Source organism: Pelistega ratti (assembly GCF_009833965.1).
Classification (GTDB): Bacteria; Pseudomonadota; Gammaproteobacteria; order Burkholderiales; family Burkholderiaceae_B; genus Taylorella; species Taylorella ratti.
In genome coordinates this window covers 190,680-209,702 of record NZ_CP047165.1, presented here as the reverse complement: position 1 = coordinate 209,702, position 19,023 = coordinate 190,680, and the positions used below count along the sequence as shown (strand labels likewise).

The following is a 19,023-nucleotide window of genomic DNA, read 5'->3' as shown; positions in this document are numbered from 1 at the left end:
ATCATGAAACTACAAGGTAAACATATTGTTCTAGGGCTAACAGGTGGAATTGCTTGTTATAAAAGTGCAGAACTTTGCCGCCGTCTGATTGATCAAGGTGCTCAAGTAACCGTGGTAATGACTGAAGCGGCAACACACTTTATTACACCAACCACCATGCAAGCATTAAGTCATCATCCTGTTTTTATAAATACACAAGATGACCGCATGGATAATAGTATGGCACATATTAATTTAAGCCGACAAGCCGACTTAATTTTAATTGCTCCTTGTAGTGCCGATTTTATCGCAAAACTTGCCCATGGTTTTGCTAACGATTTACTCTCTACACTTTGCCTTGCTAGAGGAGCTTGTCCGCTTGCTATTGTTCCTGCTATGAATCGGGAAATGTGGAGTAATCCTGCTAACCAACGTAATATTTCCCTCTTACAGCAAGACAGTATCCATATTTGGGGCCCTGCTAATGGCATACAAGCCTGTGGCGAAACAGGCTATGGTCGTATGTTAGAAGTTCCTCAGATTATGGCTGAATGTCAGGCTTTTTTCACACCATCAATCTTAGTAGGAAAAAAAGTATTAATCACGGCAGGCCCGACTGAAGAACCTATTGACCCTGTTAGAATGATTACGAATCGTTCATCAGGCAAAATGGGCTATGCCATTGCACAAGCAGCATTTAATGCTGGGGCTAATGTGCATCTTATTAGTGGACCTACTACCCTAGCAACACCTTATGGGGTTACTATTGAAAAGGTACGCACCGCTAGAGAAATGCATCAAGCGGTTTTATCACAAGCAAGCACCTATGATATTTTTATTAGTGTAGCGGCTGTTGCTGATTGGCATATTGATAATTACACCGAACACAAGCAAAAAAAACAAGACCAACAAGGTTTACAGCTACACTTTTCCCCTAATCCTGATATTTTGGCAGAGGTTGCTCATCTGGATAAAGCCCCATGGTGTGTAGGCTTTGCAGCTGAAACAGAAAACTTAAACCTGTATGCTCAAGAAAAACGTCTTCGTAAAGGCGTTCCCCTCTTGGTAGGTAATCTTGCACAACAAGTAATGGAAGCAGATACCACTACAATGGTTTTATTTGATGATAAGGGTGAAGAACAGTTACCTACTTTGCCTAAGGATGAAGCGGCACAACGATTGATTGAAGCAATTGCTAAACGTTATACATCAGCATCAATCAGTCATTTAAAAACCTAATCATTACTGATAGGGTATAGTTTCTCTTTATTAAAAAGTATCTTCATAGTATAGTTGTTTAGGTTTAGATAAGAGATTAAGTCATTTTACTTTGTATAAGCAATACATCTACTGTCAATTTGTCTCCTGCTATTATTGGGATAAAATAACACTAATCTATTGCTTATATACCATGACGTATTAGAGCTATCTCCATTAAAGCATCAAATAGCCTATGGATTCAATGCGTATTCACATATATTATCTTCATATTACTCTTATCTAGGAATTAATATCTACTAGTAAAATTAATTCCTATATGCTGATTATCCACTCACATGTTAATAAGAAATTTTACTTTCTTTTATACTAAAAGAGGCAACTTAGTTTACAATAGGCACACTCTTTCTCTTTTTAGAACGATATACAGAATGAATGACTATATTCAATTAATTAATAACTTTATTTCTAATAATCAAGTTTGGGCTGGACCCATTATTGGTTTACTTTGCTTTGGTGAATCTTTACTCGTCATTGGTATTATGATTCCTGCTACCGCTATTCTTATCTTTACAGGTGGACTTATTGGGACAGGTACACTAGACCCTACGGGTGTTTTTATTTGGGGATTTATAGGGGCTGTTTTAGGTGATGCTGTTTCTTATTATATCGGACGCTGGTTTGGTTGGGAAATTACCAAAAAACCTCCCTTTAATCAATATTATCTCTTCTTTGTAAAAGCACATAAGTTCTTTGAAAAATACGGTACTTTATCTGTTTTCTTAGGTCGCTTTATGGGACCCATTCGCTCAACCATTCCAACTGTAGCAGGAGTCATGGAATTAAAGCACAGCAAATTCCAACTCGCTAATATTACCTCAGCCATTATTTGGTTACCTGTTATGCTATCACCCGGTTATTTTTCAGCAAAAGGCGCTCAAACCCTTTCAGCAAAAACAGGCGTTGGAATTGGTGAGATATTAACTATCTTATCTGTTGTTCTCGGTGTTGGTATAGTCATTTACTTTTTTATTACTTCACGAAAAAGTAAAACAAATTCAGATACGTTAATGTCAGATAAAACGGATCAATCCTAAGCGATAATCTCATTTAACCCTTACCTTATAAAGTAAGGGTTATTTTTTGCGAATATACTTATTCTAAGAAGTATTTAATACTTTACCTTAGTGTAAAAGATAGTAAAAATTAATTCTTATCACCATCTATAATCCAGATATAGTTATAAATAACCCCTATCCCTATTTAATATAGTCATTATTAAAGGTATATGAATAACCAATAAATTATCCTTAGCTCTACAATATTATGGTAAGCTTGCAGTTTATATAAAAAGGAACAGAAATGAAAGTTGATTTAAAAATCCTAGATACACGTATTAAAGACCAGTTGCCTCATTATGCTACAACAGGTTCAGCAGGGCTAGATTTACGTGCATGTATTGATGAAGCCATTACTTTAGCCCCAGGACAAACTGAACTTATTCCAACGGGTTTAGCCATACATTTAGACGATCCCCGTTATGCTGCTCTTATTCTACCCCGTTCAGGTTTAGGACATAAACACGGTATTGTACTGGGTAATCTTGTAGGTCTAATTGATTCAGATTATCAAGGACAACTGATGGTTTCTGTATGGAATCGTGGTCAGACTGCTTTTAAACTGGAACCATTTGAACGTATGGCACAGCTCGTTATTGTTCCTGTTCAACAAGTTGATTTTAATATTGTAGAAGAGTTTACAGAAAGTCATCGCGGCGAAGGCGGTTTTGGTAGTACAGGGCGTGGTTAATAATATAGAAAACTATGCTTTAAACTAATATTTACTATCATTTTCTCTTATATTTATTAGTTTACGTTCAAATTAAAAGTGCAATACTTTATACATAATAAATTAAAAAGTATTGCACTTAATCCTCATATACGATTATTCTCCTACAAATGCCGCTCCAGCACCCGTATAGTTAAAGAACTTGGTATATTCACCCGCAAAAGTAAGACGTACTGTGCCGATCGAACCCGCACGCTGTTTCCCAATAATAATTTCTGCCGTCCCTTTATCAGGTGATTCAGGATTATAGACTTCATCACGATAGATAAAGAGAATAACGTCTGCATCTTGCTCAATCGCCCCAGATTCACGTAAATCTGACATAATAGGTCGTTTATTTGTTCGTTGCTCCAATCCACGATTAAGCTGTGAAAGCGCAATAATAGGGCATTTTAAATCACGTGCTAATTGTTTTAGAGAACGGCTAATTTCAGAGATTTCTGCTGTACGATTATCATTGCGTCCATTACCAGACATTAACTGTAAATAATCAACAACGATTAATCCTAACTCCCCTTCTTTACTTTTCAGACGGCGAGCCCTTGCTCGTAAATCAATCGGTGTTAAAGCTGGGGTTTCATCAATAAAAATCTTAGCATCTTGTAAAAGAGAAGTTGCATGGATAATACCTGGCCAATCCTCATCTCGTAATCGTCCTGTACGCATACGTTGCTGATCAATTTTACCCACAGAACCCAATAAACGATGCCCTAACTGAACCGCATCCATCTCCATACTAAAAACAGCAACGGGTAATTTTTCATGAATAGCGACATGCTCGACAATATTCATCGCAAAAGAGGTTTTACCCATTGCAGGGCGACCTGCTACAATAATTAACTGACCACTATGCATACCTGCTGTACGTGCATCTAAATCGGTAAATCCTGTACTGATACCTGTCACAAGAGAATCATTATCACGTGCTGCTAATTTTTCGAGCTCTTCTATGACTTGTACCATCACATTTGGCATCGTATGAAAATCTTTTGCACCCGCTCCATTATCCTGAGAAATCTTAAAGACTTTTGCCTCTGCTTCATCTAATAGTTGCCGTGCTTGGCGACCATTAGGTTGAAATGCCATGGTTGCTATCTCGTCTGCAACAGCGACTAACTGACGCAACATAGAACGTTCTCGTACGATTTCAGCATAACGAGTAATATTAGCAGCTGATGCCACATTCATGGCTAAATCATTGAGATAAGCAAGCCCACCTACCTCTTCTTCTTTATTAACGAGACGTAAAGACTCTGCCACCGTAATGACATCAGCTTCACGATCTAAACTAATTAATTGATAAATATGGCGCCAAATGAGACGGTGATCATGACGATAAAAGTCTTCTTCTGATAATAAACTACTAATTTCATTAAACGCACTATTTTCTATAAGTAAAGCACCCAGAACCGACTGCTCTGCCTCTATAGATTGGGGGGGAAGACGTAAATTAGTAAAATTAGGATTTTCTGGCGGAATATCCGAAGTAAAATCAAGTTCAGCAACCTTATCACTCATTTTGTCACAACCACTTTATAAAAGATGAAACTGCCTATTATAAACGAATTTTTGTGTATTAAAAGACAAAAAACCAACCCCTATAATCATAGGAGTTGGTTTTTATAAAGCACTTAAAATGGTTTAATTAAGCCATTTCGCCTTGAACAACAACAGTAATGTCAGCGTCAACGTCAGCGTGCAAATGTAAAGAAACAGGGTATTCACCTACTGCTTTTAATGCACCTTCTGTTAAGCGTACTTGTTGTTTATTAATAGTCTCAAAACCAGCCGCAACAAGACCTGCAGCAATATCCATAGAGGTGATAGAACCGAATAAACGACCATCAACACCTGCTTTTTGAGATAAAACTAAACGGTAACCATTAAGTTGTTCACCTACTTTTTGAGCTGCTGCTAAACGTTCTGCTTGTGCTTTTTCTAGCTCTGCACGACGTGCTTCAAACTCAGCAATCGCTTGCTCTGTCGCACGGCGAGCTTTCTTTTGAGGAATTAAGTAGTTACGTGCAAAACCGTCACGTACTTTAACGATTTCACCTAGGTTACCTAGTTTGCCAATTTTTTCTAACAGAATAACTTGCATGTCAGTAATCCTTATTTGTGGTTATCGGTGTATGGAAGTAAAGCTAAAAAGCGAGCACGTTTAATTGCTGTGTCTAATTGACGTTGGTAGTTAGCTTTAGTACCTGTTAAACGAGCAGGAATAATTTTACCTGTCTCTGTGATGAAGTCACGTAATGTATCAACATCTTTATAATCAATTTCTTCAACGCCAGCTGCTGTAAAACGGCAGAATTTGCGACGTTTAAATAGTGGATTTTGCTGCGTAAATTTGCTGCGTTTTTCCTTGCCTTTTTTCATGAAAGCCATGGTATTTGCCTTTAAACTAATCGGGGATACTCCCCTATAACTTGTTAATCCAAAGTATTACTACTTTGCCATCTCGATCATTTGTGTTGAACCACTTACATCAGGAATTTGTACTTTTTGAAGGTGTAGCACCAACTTTGTTGAATGCTTTCGTGAAGCGGCTAAAAAACCCTCTACCTTCATAACAGTGCCAATAGTAAGATTTTGCAATAATTGCGTAATATGACCAATAGCACGTGCAGATAATACAAACTCTACTTTTCGTAAATGCCCTGCTTCAACAACTTCAGAGCAATGTTCAACAATTAATTCTTGAACCGGTATGCCTGCTGGTGTTAATCGAAGTGGTTTCACCTCTATAACACGTACTTCTAGATAAACCTGATTCAATATGATCCTTCTCTATTCTTCGGTTTCTTGCTCAAGAGCCACTTCTTCAGCAACAGCGGCTGCTTTACGAGATTCCTCACGTTCAGCGGCTTTCATCATAATTGATGGGCTAGTTTGTGCTGATTTTGTCTTAATCACTAAGTGACGTAAGATAGCATCGTTATAACGGAAAGAATGCTCTAACTCATCTAATGTGTTTTGATCGCATTCAATGTTTAAGCAAACATAGTGAGCTTTAACAAGTTTTTGGATTGGGTAAGCCAATTGACGGCGACCCCAGTCTTCTGAACGGTGTACTTTACCACCGTTAGTCGTTACCATACCTTGGTAACGCTCTGTCATTGCAGGAACCTGTTCGCTTTGATCAGGGTGCACAATAAACACTACTTCGTAGTGACGCATATTAACTCCTTATGGATAAAAACAGCCCGCTAAGTAAGCCCGTATCGTTATTAACAAATATCTCTATTAACTAACAACTCACAAAACTGCCCTAGTCGAGCAAGAAACCATCTATTTTATAAACTTTTCTTATAAAAATCAAATACTTTTTATATTAATCAAACTTTTATCTGCTTTAGTATTTTTTTGATGCAGGTAAACAACATTTTTTCTACTTCTTCTCCTAAGCTCAATGTCTCTTGAGAAATGTCAACTTTTAAAACATATCAATATGTTATATTAAGCTCAACATTTTATTGCTTTTTGTAAGGAGATATTTTTATGAAACTCAACCGAATGACTAAATTAATTCTTGGTGCTTCTACAGTTCTTGCTGTATCATCTGTTTATGCTCAAGATGGTGCTGAACTAGCCAAAACAAAAGCCTGTGTAGGCTGTCATAGCACTAACACCAAAATTATCGGACCAGCATTTAAAGAAATCGCAGCAAAATATGCAGAAGACACAGATACTATTGTAGCAAGTATCAAAAATGGTAGTTCTGGTAAATGGGGGCCTGTACCAATGCCGCCTAATGCCGTAAATGATGAAGAAGCAAAAGCATTAGCAACATGGATTCTTTCACTTAAATAAGAGATTATTTTCACTCCTCTTATCCTTTTCATAGAGAAAGAAACTATTTTGTGATACGAAGTAGGTAAAGGCGAGTTATTACTCGCCTTTTTTGTACATTGAAAGATAATACGTACTCGAGAGGATTACAATTTAGCTATTTCTACCTTTATCAGACTAAAACAGCCAGACACCACAGATAAAATAAACGTCCTCACCCTCTAATACACACTATACTTGCTCTTCAATAACAGCATATGCCGAATGATTATGAATTGACTCAAAATTTTCAGCTTCAATTTTATATCGAATTAAAGCAGGAAATTGTCGAATAGCAACCGCAACATCACGAATTAAATCTTCAACAAATTTAGGATTATCGTACGACCCTTCTGTTACATATTTTTCATCGGTTCGTTTGAGTAAACTCCATAACTCACTAGATGCTTGTTGTTCAATCGTACGAATAACTTGATTCATATCATAAATTTGCTCACCCACCATATGCACGGTAATATGAGAACGCTGATTATGCGCCCCATAGGCTGAGATAGCTTTAGAACAAGGACATAAGCTCATTACAGGGACTTGTACCCCTAACTCAAAAGAAACCCCATTTTGATCAGCTACTGCTTGCCAGGTAACCTGATAATCCATTAAACTCTGCACCCCCGATACAGGAGCACTTTTATTAATAAAGTAAGGAAAGGATACCGTAATATCCCCTTTTTGAGCATGTAATAAAGGAAGCATTTCTTCTGTCATTTTTTTAAATACTTCCATTGTCATCGGTGTCTGACGATAATCATTTAACAATGCCATAAACCGAGACATATGTGTACCTTTTTCGGTTTCAGGTAAAAAGACAGTTAATGTCCATTCCCCAACCGTAGCTTGCACAGACCCATCACTTAGCTGTAAAAGTAAAGGAGATTTTACACGACGAATCCCCACTCTTTGGATAGGGATATGGCGAGGATCATAACTACTTTGCACATCTGGCATTGTCGTAACTTGATCAGATTTATCACTCATTGAATTCTTACCTATATTCAACTATAGAATAAATAGTACAACACTATCTTCTATAAAAATGAATAGTATTATTCATTAATACTACTCTTTGGTTAAATAAATAGCATAGATTTTTATCTATACCATTCCAAAAGCTAATAGTACGTAGTCATACTATTGACTCATTAAATAGCATATATAAACGCTATCGTCTATACTACCCACTGATTAAAAATAGATAGTGTAAACAATATATCTACACTATCTACGAATACGCTTAATACTATTTTCTTTAGCAGTACATTAACAAAGCTGTTATTAGCTATGCCACCTTAGATGGGGTTAAAATGTTTTTTTCCAAGATGCTATTTGTAATAGAATACCCTTTGTATCTAAACCAAGTTCTGCCAAAATAGCTTGTTGTTCCCCATGATCAATAAACTGATCGGGTAAGCCCAGATGTAATACAGGGTGATAAATCCCTTGTGACTGAAAAAATTCAGCAACAGCACTACCCGCTCCCCCCATAATACAGCCTTCTTCTATTGTTACAAATGCTTTATGTGTTTTGGCAAGTGTCAATAATAAGGCTTCATCTAGTGGTTTAACAAAGCGCATATCCACCACTGTTGCCCCTATTTCTTGCCCTGCTACTAAGGCTGGATGTAATAATGTACCAAAGGCTAATATCGCTATTCGCTTATCTCCATCAACACGATGAGTATCCACAAGAGAAGGAGCTTCATAGCGAACCACTGCCTTACCCACAGGCACAGCTGCTAATGTTGCCTCTACACAGGCACCAATACCAGATCCCCTAGGATAGCGAACACTGGCAGGACCTTGATATTGATAACAGGTATTTAATAATAATCGACATTCATTTTCATCTGATGGCGTCGTAATTACCATATGAGGAATACAACGCAAGAAGGCAATATCATAATTACCTGCGTGTGTTGCCCCATCTGCACCAACAATACCTGCTCTATCCAAGGCAAAGGTAACATCAAGATTTTGTAAGGCAACATCATGGATGACTTGATCATACGCACGTTGTAAAAAGGTTGAGTAAATCGCCACTACGGGTTTAAACCCCTCACAAGCAATACCCGCCGCAAATGTCACCGCATGCTGTTCTGCAATACCAACATCAAAGTAACGCTCAGGGAAAAGCTGTTCAAACTGTACTAAACCACTCCCCTCTCGCATGGCAGGCGTAATACCCATTAAACGTTCATCAGCTTTTGCTTGATCACATAACCATTGACCAAAAACCTGTGTAAATGTGGGCTTACTTTCACCTTTCTTAGCTTGGATACCCAAAGCAGGATCAAATTTACCAGGTCCATGATAAAGCACGGGATCAGCTTCTGCTAATTTATACCCTTGCCCTTTTTTGGTAATAATATGCAAGAATTGTAAACCACCTAGGTTTTTGAGATTTTCCAGTGTCGGAATTAATGCATCTAAATCATGACCATCAATAGGTCCAGAGTAATTAAATCCTAAATCTTCAAATAAAGTAGCAGGCCCCATCATTGATTTAGCATGTCCTTTTACCTTACGTGCTATATCCATAATAGGACTTGGCAATTGCTCTAATACGGCTTTACCAATATCATGTGCATCTTTAGCAATACTTCCTGACATTAATTGTGTTAAGTACTTATTTAAGGCACCAACAGGCGGTGAAATCGACATATCATTATCATTTAAGATCACTAATAGATTAATCCCCGAGGTATCACCTGCATTATTTAACGCCTCAAATGCCATACCAGCTGTCATAGCACCATCACCAATAACTGCAATATGCTGACGCTGATCGCCTTTATAACGAGAGACCACTGCCATACCTAAAGCCGCAGAAATAGAGGTAGAAGAATGGGCTGTTCCAAAAGCATCATAATCAGATTCACTCCGCTTAGGAAAACCAGAAATCCCCCCTTTTTGACGAAGGGTTGCCATCGCCTCTCGCCGCCCTGTCAAAATTTTATGTGGATACGATTGATGCCCTACATCCCAAATAATACGATCATAAGGTGTATTAAACACATGATGTAGTGCAATTGTTAGCTCTACCGTACCTAAGTTAGACGATAGATGACCACCTGTTTTAGAAACAGATTCAATAATATACGCACGCAACTCTTTAGACAGTACGTTTAATTGTTGGCGGTTAAGATGCCGAATATCTTCAGGCGATTGAATCGTAGATAATAACTGCATAAAAATAAACTAATAATGACGGCGTATAATAAAATCAGCCAACTCTCGCAATCGTTGTGCTTGTGGCCCCAGAGGAAGTAAAGCAGCTAACGCTGTTTGGTACAATTGATTAACAAAGGTTTTAGAGTTCTCCAATCCCATTAAAGATACATAGGTAGGTTTATGTGATTGCTCATCTTTACCTGCTGTTTTACCTAAAGACTGGCTATCTACCGTAACATCTAAAATATCATCAACTACCTGAAAAGCAAGTCCTATTGCGGCGGCATAATCTTCTAACGCCTGACGAACTTCTGAATTAGCGCCAGAACTAATAGCCCCTAACAAAACACTTCCCTCAATCATTGCCCCTGTTTTCATACGGTGCATTTGTTGAAGTTGTGTAAGACTAAGCTGTTGCCCTACATGACATACATCAATAACTTGCCCCCCTACCATACCATGGCTACCTGCAGCACTGCTCAAAATATCAATGGCTTGAATAACCAGTGCAGGTGCAATAGGCATTTGCGATAACTGTTTAAAAGCTAAGGGCTGTAAAGCATCAGCGGCTAAAAGTGCCATCGCCTCTCCATACTTAATATGACAAGTAGGACGACCTCGGCGTAATTCATCATTATCCATACAAGGCAAATCATCATGTACAAGCGAATAAGCATGGATTAATTCAACTGCAGAAGTGGCTAATGATAATGCCTTAAAATGCTCAGTATCCAAAGAGGACTGACAAGCTAGACCTGAAGCATAGACTAGGGCTGCTCGTACACGTTTCCCTGGTCCTAAGACAGCATACCGCATCGCCTCATGCAAAAGAGCAGGTTCTTCATCTTCAGTAGGTAGATAGACATCTAACGTTGATTCAACAGAAGCAACCGCTTGTGCTAACCACTGGTCAAAAGGAAGGGCAAAATCATTCATAAAAACACATTTAAATGAATAAGAAATGGAGTTATTTTACACCGTTTAAGCAAGGTAGATATTGATTAGGGGCGTTTTATGATGAGAATGAGGTTAATCATAATAAATTACCTCTCTAGTTATTTATAGTAACAACAATTTTTATATTAAAATCAGAATATAGTTAAATAACTTACTATGATAAATGAAAAATAGCAATAATAATAAAATATTCTTATACTACATATTGATTATAGAATTAGCAATTAAAATGAAGAAGAAGCAAAATTTTTTTACTACCCAATTTGTAAAATTAAGTTAGACAAAAGACTAGACAAAAAAAGCCATTTACATTAGATTCAGATAAACACCACATTTACTGAAAAGGAACTAACATAAATGACTTATAGACATCTTAGCATAAATGAATTGGTCATAATAGAGGCATATTACCAAATTGGTAAAAAAGTAATAGATATAGCTAAGGCACTGAATCGGTCAAGGCAAACGATCTATAGGGTAATAGCGATGTTAAAAAAGGGTTGCTCTGCCTATGAGTATTATGAGCAGTATAAAAAGAATAAGCGCTATTGTGGGCGAGGTAAAACCCAATTATCCAAGAAAGAGAGAGCGTTGATACAAGCCCATTTGAATAAGGGGTGGAACTTTGATGTGATTAAAGGGGTCTATCGCAAGAAGATTTCTTGCTCAATGAGAACACTGTATCGCTTAGTGGAACGAGGTGTTTTTAAGAAAGAGGATTTACCTTGGAAAGGTAAGCGTAGAGCTAATGGACGAAAAGAAACACGGGGTAAACAAGCTTTTGTAAGGGATATTCATGAACGAGCCAAATATTATCCAGCGTTTAAGGAAGAATTTGGACATTTAGAAGGCGATACTATCGTAGGGAAAAATCATCAAAGTGCGGTGATAACACTGGTTGAGAGAAAGTCTAAAGCTATTATTACCTTACAAACAGATGGACGAAAAGCACAGGATATACAAAAGGCAATCAGTCGCTGGATGTCTTCTTTTTCAACTCTACCTCATTTATTTAAATCCATCACCTTTGATAGAGGCAAAGAGTTCTCTGACTGGAAAACGATTGCCAATGCACATGATATTGATATTTTCTTTGCCGATCCAGGCTGTCCAAGTCAGAGAGGACTTAATGAACATTCTAATGGATTATTACGCCGACATGGACTACCGAAACAGACTGATTTTATAGGAATGACTCAATCATATTTGTCCAGTATTGCTCATAAAATAAACATGATACCTAGAAAATCTCTCGGTTATAAAACCCCTTACCATGTTTTTCTGATCTATTTAAAAGAGGCTCTTAAAAAAGTAATGTCTAAAAATGTCTAACTTAATTTGACAAATGAAACTACATTAAATTAACCATGATAAATTCAAATTTATTTATATAAAGTAAACTCCTTTCCATTATCAAAAATAATACTTTGTATTTATTCCTATATAAAATATACATAGTATTTCATAATATTTTGATCTATAGGTATTGATAATCAAAGTGTAACATCATCTTTTATATCATTAATTTACTTTTTATACAAAGATCACAATAACAATACCTACATCTAAAAATGAACTTATTGATATAATCAAAAAATTATATTTCCCTAGTAAAAAAAATTAGTTGCTATTCCTGAATAAAAGGCATTTACTCCATTAATACAAGGTCATATCAAAGGAAGTATAATTAGTGTCTTATTTAAGAGGCTGGGGAGAATTAGTCTTATCTTGGTATATGCACAAGAAATTATTTTTCTAAAATAGCTTTTAAATGGAATAAACTGGGAAAATTAGCACAAAATTTTTATTAAGACTACCAAAATATTACTCATTATAAAATTTTACTTAATCATTTAGAAAAGAATAAAAATAGTATTATTCAGTTTATCAATAGCTTTAGTAATGAGGATTTATATTGGAATAACTTGGTATTACAAATACACTAGAGGACGAATGATTCAATTAAATACTACATCCCTTTTAAACATGCAGCATCTCGGTTAACTCCTCTATTAAAAGAACTTTCTCATACTTATCAATAAGTATAAAGAGCATAATAATTATATTATTTAGAAAACTAGATTTATAAATAAAAAGGGAAGAGAGGTTAAAGATTTTAGATTGATTAAAAATTAAATAGAAAATAAAGGGGTGCTTATACGGTGCTAATCCTAACTAGTAGAGCTTATGGCGATACGATGTAAAATCTAACTTTGTCGATGTTAGTCTTCAGTGTTGAATCCAAAAAGGGGAAAAAATTGCGAGTTTAATGCGTTAAGCCAGCATAATGTAGTCAGCGTCATTCAGCGGATAACGCAAAGTATATCGATTTATCGATGGAGGTAGTGTTACGATTCACCCATTAACGAGATAGATATAACGTGGCGATACGATAAGGGGCAGGGAGGAAATCAGACGGGCAATAAAAAACCTCTCAATCGGTCAAGGATTGAGAGGTTTAGGGAATAAGAGCCTGACGATGACCTACTTTCACAGGTGTCCACCCACTATCATCGGCGCAAAGGCGTTTCACTGTCCTGTTCGGGATGGGAAGGAGTGGGTCCACCTTGCTATGGTCGTCAAGCGTAAACGGATTAGGCTTGTTGCTTTAGCCCTTTGGAAGAAGCACAGCTGGTAGGAATTGAGGGTTATGGTTATTTTGAAGTTTTCTGTTAATGGGGCATACCCACACTTTTCTCGTTAACCGATAAAGTTATAGGATCAAGCCTCACGGGCAATTAGTACTGGTTAGCTGCATACATTACTGCACTTACACACCCAGCCTATCAACGTCCTGGTCTCGAACGACCCTTTAGGGGAATCTAGTTCCCGGGATACCTTATCTTCAGACGAGTTTCCCGCTTAGATGCCTTCAGCGGTTATCTCTTCCGTACTTAGCTACTCGGCAATGCCATTGGCATGACAACCGATACACCAGCGGTACGTCCACTCCGGTCCTCTCGTACTAGGAGCAGCCTCCGTCAAGTATCCAACGCCCACGGCAGATAGGGACCAAACTGTCTCACGACGTTTTAAACCCAGCTCACGTACCTCTTTAAATGGCGAACAGCCATACCCTTGGGACCGGCTACAGCCCCAGGATGAGATGAGCCGACATCGAGGTGCCAAACACCGCCGTCGATATGAACTCTTGGGCGGTATCAGCCTGTTATCCCCAGAGTACCTTTTATCCGTTGAGCGATGGCCCTTCCATTCAGAACCACCGGATCACTTTGTCCTGCTTTCGCACCTGTTCGACTTGTCAGTCTCACAGTCAAGCACGCTTATGCCAATGCACTATCAGCACGATTTCCGACCGTACCTAGCGTACCTTCGAACTCCTCCGTTACACTTTGGGAGGAGACCGCCCCAGTCAAACTGCCCACCATACACTGTCCCCAACCCGGATCACGGGCCTAGGTTAGAACCGCAAACAAACCAGGGTGGTATTTCAAGGACGGCTCCAACAAAACTAGCGTTCTGTCTTCTGCGCCTCCCACCTATCCTACACAGGCCGGTTCACAATCCAATGTAAAGCTACAGTAAAGGTTCATGGGGTCTTTCCGTCTAGCCGCGGGGAGATTGCATCATCACAAACACTTCAACTTCGCTGAGTCTCAGGAGGAGACAGTGTGGCCATCGTTACGCCATTCGTGCAGGTCGGAACTTACCCGACAAGGAATTTCGCTACCTTAGGACCGTTATAGTTACGGCCGCCGTTTACTGGGGCTTCGATCAAGAGCTTGCACCCCATCACTTAACCTTCCAGCACCGGGCAGGCGTCACACCCTATACGTCCACTTTCGTGTTTGCAGAGTGCTGTGTTTTTAATAAACAGTCGCAGCCACCGATTCTCTGCGGCCTCTTGGCGCTTTTACACGCTACAAAGGCATACCTTCTCCCGAAGTTACGGTATCAATTTGCCGAGTTCCTTCTCCTGAGTTCTCTCAAGCGCCTTGGAATATTCATCCCGTCCACCTGTGTCGGTTTGCGGTACGGTCAACATTAAACTAGAGCTTAGAGGCTTTTCCTGGGACCACTGCCTGTTACTTCGGGGAATAAATCCCCTTCGGGTCAATCTCTTGGATTTCGCTGCCGGATTTGCCTAACAGCCACCTTAAAATCAACAACGAGTACTACCAATCACTCGATAACATTTCGCAATCCGTCCCCCCATCGCATTTAATGTCGGTGCTGGAATATTAACCAGCTTCCCATCAGCTACGCATCTCTGCCTCACCTTAGGGGCCGACTCACCCTGCGCCGATGAACGTTGCGCAGGAAACCTTGGACTTACGGCGAGGGAGCTTTTCACTCCCTTTATCGCTACTCATGTCAGCATTCGCACTTCTGATACCTCCAGCAGCCTTTTCAAGCCACCTTCTCAGGCTTACAGAACGCTCTCCTACCGCGCATAGTTGCCTATGCACCCGCAGCTTCGGTAACTGGCTTAGCCCCGTTACATCTTCCGCGCAGGACGACTCGATCAGTGAGCTATTACGCTTTCTTTAAAGGGTGGCTGCTTCTAAGCCAACCTCCTGACTGTCTATGCCTTCCCACTTCGTTTCCCACTTAGCCAATTTTAGGGACCTTAGCTGGCGGTCTGGGTTGTTTCCCTCTTGAGTCTGGACGTTAGCACCCAGTGCTCTGTCTCCCATACTGTACTTGTCGGTATTCGGAGTTTGCCATGGTTTGGTAAGTCGCCATGACCCCCTAGCCATAACAGTGCTCTACCCCCGACAGTAATATATGAGGCACTACCTAAATAGTTTTCGGAGAGAACCAGCTATTTCCAGATTTGTTTAGCCTTTCACCCCTATCCACAGTTCATCCCCTAATTTTTCAACATTAGTGGGTTCGGTCCTCCAGTATCTGTTACGATACCTTCAACCTGACCATGGATAGATCATCTGGTTTCGGGTCTACACCCAGCGACTAAAATCGCCCTATTCGGACTCGCTTTCGCTACGCCTTCCCTATTCGGTTAAGCTTGCCACTGAATGTAAGTCGCTGACCCATTATACAAAAGGTACGCCGTCACTCCAGATTAAAGCATCCTGACTTGAATGCCAATTGTCACTCCCTTTATCTCTTTTAAAAAAATGACCTTCGTCCATTTTTCCTAAAGGATTAAGAAGCTATTCACTCCTTTTATATCTTTTGAAAAAATGGCCTTCGTCCATTTTTCCTAAAGACCCAAGGTGCTTTAATCTGGAGCTCCGACTGTTTGTATGCACACGGTTTCAGGTTCTATTTCACTCCCCTCCCGGGGTTCTTTTCGCCTTTCCCTCACGGTACTGGTTCACTATCGGTCGATCACGAGTATTTAGCCTTGGAGGATGGTCCCCCCATCTTCAAACAGGATTACACGTGTCCCGCTCTACTTGTCTGACGCTTAGTACCACGTAAAAAGTTTCGTCTACAGGGCTATCACCTGCTACGGCGGTGGTTTCCAACACCTTCGACTGCTTTTTACGCTATCTCGTCTAGGCTCTTCCGATTTCGCTCGCCGCTACTGTCGGAATCTCGGTTGATTTCTTTTCCTCGAGTTACTTAGATGTTTCAGTTCACTCGGTTCGCTTCATTACCCTATGTATTCAGATAATGATACTGCAAAAGCAGTGGGTTTCCCCATTCGGAAATCTGCGGATCAAAGCTTATTTGCTAGCTCCCCGCAGCTTATCGCAAGCTATAACGTCCTTCATCGCCTGTGATCGCCAAGGCATCCACCATGTGCACTTAGTCACTTGATCCTATAACTTTATCGGCTTAATGCCTACTTTGCTATAGCATAAGTTAACTTTACGGTTTTAGATAAATAAAAATTAAGTAAAATACACTCATCTTTCCATTTACCTTGGATATTAACGCCTTTTTGGTACTGGTTCGTACCCGTTAACACCCATTTGCTTGAGTTTGCGTGTTTATGCCGTTCATCAATGTTTATTCATATAGGGGTTATCCTATATGCGTTGAGAACTTCAAAAATAATAATGCAATCACAACCCATCAATAAGTTGGCTTAAATTCCTGGTGAAATTTAAGTTCACTTTATTTACTTGTTGTGCTTCTTCCAAATTGTTAAAGAACAGCCGACTATTGTAGCATATCCTGCTGCAATAGACAATAAAAACTTGTTCGTTGTTTTTTAAAAAACGCTACCTAGTCACCGAATAGAGTGGTGGAGGATAACGGGATCGAACCGATGACCTCCTGCTTGCAAAGCAGGCGCTCTACCAACTAAGCTAATCCCCCGTGATTGGTGGGTCAAGCTGGAATCGAACCAGCGACCCCCGCCTTATCAAGACGGTGCTCTAACCGACTGAGCTACTGACCCAAATTCTAGCTACGTTTTTCATGAACAACCGATAAATGTGGATGCTTTGGCTTTAAAGCTCTTGCTCTTAAAGGAGGTGATCCAGCCGCACCTTCCGATACGGCTACCTTGTTACGACTTCACCCCAGTCATGAATCCTACCGTGGTGACCGTCCTCCTTGCGGTTAGACTAGCCACTTCTGGTAAAACCCACTCCCATGGTGTGACGGGCGGTGTGTACAAGACCCGGGAACGTATTCACCGCGACATGCTGATCCGCGATTACTAGCGATTCCGACTTCATGCAGGCGAGTTGCAGCCTGCAATCCGGACTACGATCAGGTTTATGAGATTAGCTCCACCTCGCGGTTTGGCAACCCTCTGTCCTGACCATTGTATGACGTGTGAAGCCCTACCCATAAGGGCCATGAGGACTTGACGTCATCCCCGCCTTCCTCCGGTTTATCACCGGCAGTCTCATTAGAGTGCTCTTGCGTAGCAACTAATGACAAGGGTTGCGCTCGTTGCGGGACTTAACCCAACATCTCACGACACGAGCTGACGACAGCCATGCAGCACCTGTGTTTCGGTTCTCTTGCGAGCACTGCCAAATCTCTTTAGCATTCCGAACATGTCAAGGGTAGGTAAGGTTTTTCGCGTTGCATCGAATTAATCCACATCATCCACCGCTTGTGCGGGTCCCCGTCAATTCCTTTGAGTTTTAATCTTGCGACCGTACTCCCCAGGCGGTCAACTTCACGCGTTAGCTGCGCTACTAAGTCCCGTAGGACCCAACAGCTAGTTGACATCGTTTAGGGCGTGGACTACCAGGGTATCTAATCCTGTTTGCTCCCCACGCTTTCGTGCATGAGCGTCAGTATTATCCCAGGGGGCTGCCTTCGCCATCGGTATTCCTCCACATCTCTACGCATTTCACTGCTACACGTGGAATTCTACCCCCCTCTGACATACTCTAGTCCGGGAGTTAAAAATGCCATTCCAAGGTTGAGCCCTGGGATTTCACATCTTTCTTTCCGAACCGCCTGCGCACGCTTTACGCCCAGTAATTCCGATTAACGCTTGCACCCTACGTATTACCGCGGCTGCTGGCACGTAGTTAGCCGGTGCTTATTCTTCAGGTACCGTCATGACTTCTTGGTATTAGCAAAAAGCTTTTCTTCCCTGACAAAAGTGCTTTACAACCCGAAGGCCTTCATCGCACACGCGGGATGGCTGGATCAGGGTTGCCCCCATTGTCCAAAATTCCCCACTGCTGCCTCCCGTAGGAGTCTGGGCCGTGTCTCAGTCCCAGTGTGGCTGGTCGTCCTCTCAAACCAGCTACGGATCGTTGCCTTGGTAGGCCGTTACCCCACCAACTAGCTAATCCGATATCGGCCGCTCCAATAGTAAGAGGTCTTGCGATCCCCCTCTTTCCCCCGTAGGGCGTATGCGGTATTAGCTACGCTTTCGCGTAGTTATCCCCCGCTACTGGGTACGTTCCGATACATTACTCACCCGTTCGCCACTCGTCAGCAAGAGAGCAAGCTCTCTTCTGTTACCGTTCGACTTGCATGTGTAAGGCATCCCGCTAGCGTTCAATCTGAGCCAGGATCAAACTCTTCAGTTCAATTCCTGTTTTCTTGTGATAGAAAAATCTATCATCGCTGCTTCACTCAAAAGAAATA

General features: G+C 40.4%; 13 protein-coding genes, 2 tRNA genes and 3 rRNA genes. 5 read left to right on the top strand and 13 right to left on the bottom strand.

Going from position 1 to position 19,023, the window contains the following annotated elements; translation table 11 throughout:
• The 3 genes from coaBC to dut all read left to right on the top strand — a co-directional run bounded on the left by coaBC (window position 1) and on the right by dut (window position 3,006).
• Window positions 1-1,218 (top strand): bifunctional phosphopantothenoylcysteine decarboxylase/phosphopantothenate--cysteine ligase CoaBC, encoded by a 1,218-nt coding sequence (gene coaBC, locus F9B76_RS00820; RefSeq protein ID WP_159992030.1) that lies wholly within the window; start codon window positions 1-3, stop codon window positions 1,216-1,218.
• Between the two features lie 410 nt (window positions 1,219-1,628).
• Complete coding sequence (locus F9B76_RS00815; RefSeq protein WP_159990374.1) at window positions 1,629-2,294, top strand: DedA family protein; 666 nt, start codon at window positions 1,629-1,631, stop codon at window positions 2,292-2,294.
• A 265-nt stretch (window positions 2,295-2,559) separates the two neighbouring features.
• Complete coding sequence (dut, locus tag F9B76_RS00810; protein ID WP_159990373.1) at window positions 2,560-3,006, top strand: dUTP diphosphatase; 447 nt, start codon at window positions 2,560-2,562, stop codon at window positions 3,004-3,006.
• A 135-nt stretch (window positions 3,007-3,141) separates the two neighbouring features.
• Here the strand turns inward: dut and dnaB are convergent, their stop codons facing one another.
• The 5 genes from dnaB to rpsF form a co-directional block, all read right to left on the bottom strand.
• On the bottom strand, window positions 3,142-4,563 hold the full coding sequence (dnaB, locus tag F9B76_RS00805) for a replicative DNA helicase (protein WP_159990372.1): 1,422 nt from the start codon (window positions 4,561-4,563) through the stop codon (window positions 3,142-3,144).
• A 127-nt stretch (window positions 4,564-4,690) separates the two neighbouring features.
• Window positions 4,691-5,146: a 50S ribosomal protein L9 gene (rplI, locus tag F9B76_RS00800; protein WP_159990371.1), complete on the bottom strand. Its 456-nt coding sequence runs from the start codon at window positions 5,144-5,146 to the stop codon at window positions 4,691-4,693.
• A gap of 11 nt (window positions 5,147-5,157) precedes the next feature.
• Window positions 5,158-5,433, bottom strand: a complete 276-nt coding sequence (gene rpsR / locus F9B76_RS00795) for a 30S ribosomal protein S18 (RefSeq protein WP_159990370.1) — start codon at window positions 5,431-5,433, stop codon at window positions 5,158-5,160.
• A 60-nt stretch (window positions 5,434-5,493) separates the two neighbouring features.
• On the bottom strand, window positions 5,494-5,823 hold the full coding sequence (priB, locus tag F9B76_RS00790) for a primosomal replication protein N (protein ID WP_159990369.1): 330 nt from the start codon (window positions 5,821-5,823) through the stop codon (window positions 5,494-5,496).
• Window positions 5,824-5,835: 12 nt separating this feature from the next.
• A complete protein-coding gene (gene rpsF, locus F9B76_RS00785) occupies window positions 5,836-6,225 on the bottom strand; it encodes a 30S ribosomal protein S6 (protein WP_159990368.1) in 390 nt (129 codons plus the stop codon).
• A gap of 321 nt (window positions 6,226-6,546) precedes the next feature.
• On the opposite strand from rpsF, the gene F9B76_RS00780 reads away from it, so the two are divergent.
• Window positions 6,547-6,858: a c-type cytochrome gene (locus tag F9B76_RS00780; protein WP_159990367.1), complete on the top strand. Its 312-nt coding sequence runs from the start codon at window positions 6,547-6,549 to the stop codon at window positions 6,856-6,858.
• A gap of 210 nt (window positions 6,859-7,068) precedes the next feature.
• Here F9B76_RS00780 and folE2 read toward each other — a convergent pair whose 3' ends face one another.
• The 3 genes from folE2 to F9B76_RS00765 all read right to left on the bottom strand — a co-directional run bounded on the left by folE2 (window position 7,069) and on the right by F9B76_RS00765 (window position 11,001).
• Window positions 7,069-7,872, bottom strand: a complete 804-nt coding sequence (gene folE2, locus F9B76_RS00775; protein ID WP_159990366.1) for a GTP cyclohydrolase FolE2 — start codon at window positions 7,870-7,872, stop codon at window positions 7,069-7,071.
• Between the two features lie 321 nt (window positions 7,873-8,193).
• Window positions 8,194-10,089 carry a 1-deoxy-D-xylulose-5-phosphate synthase gene (gene dxs, locus F9B76_RS00770; RefSeq protein ID WP_159992029.1) on the bottom strand — a complete coding sequence of 632 codons (1,896 nt, stop codon included), beginning with the start codon at window positions 10,087-10,089 and terminating at the stop codon, window positions 8,194-8,196.
• Window positions 10,090-10,092: 3 nt separating this feature from the next.
• Window positions 10,093-11,001: a polyprenyl synthetase family protein gene (locus F9B76_RS00765; protein WP_159990365.1), complete on the bottom strand. Its 909-nt coding sequence runs from the start codon at window positions 10,999-11,001 to the stop codon at window positions 10,093-10,095.
• A gap of 378 nt (window positions 11,002-11,379) precedes the next feature.
• Here F9B76_RS00765 and F9B76_RS00760 point away from each other — a divergent pair, with 378 nt between their 5' ends.
• Window positions 11,380-12,354: an IS30 family transposase gene (locus tag F9B76_RS00760; RefSeq protein ID WP_159990364.1), complete on the top strand. Its 975-nt coding sequence runs from the start codon at window positions 11,380-11,382 to the stop codon at window positions 12,352-12,354.
• A 1,139-nt stretch (window positions 12,355-13,493) separates the two neighbouring features.
• On the opposite strand, the gene rrf is transcribed toward F9B76_RS00760, so the two are convergent.
• The 5 genes from rrf to F9B76_RS00735 all read right to left on the bottom strand — a co-directional run bounded on the left by rrf (window position 13,494) and on the right by F9B76_RS00735 (window position 18,965).
• A 5S ribosomal RNA gene (gene rrf, locus F9B76_RS00755) occupies window positions 13,494-13,606 on the bottom strand.
• A 133-nt stretch (window positions 13,607-13,739) separates the two neighbouring features.
• Window positions 13,740-16,775, bottom strand: a 23S ribosomal RNA gene (locus F9B76_RS00750).
• A gap of 426 nt (window positions 16,776-17,201) precedes the next feature.
• Window positions 17,202-17,277, bottom strand: a tRNA-Ala gene (locus F9B76_RS00745).
• 5 nt (window positions 17,278-17,282) lie between these two features.
• Window positions 17,283-17,359, bottom strand: a tRNA-Ile gene (locus F9B76_RS00740).
• 69 nt (window positions 17,360-17,428) lie between these two features.
• Window positions 17,429-18,965: ribosomal RNA gene (locus F9B76_RS00735) — 16S ribosomal RNA — on the bottom strand.
• Together the 16S, 23S and 5S rRNA genes with 2 tRNA genes alongside form the textbook arrangement of a ribosomal RNA operon.
• Window positions 18,966-19,023 lie beyond the last annotated feature (58 nt).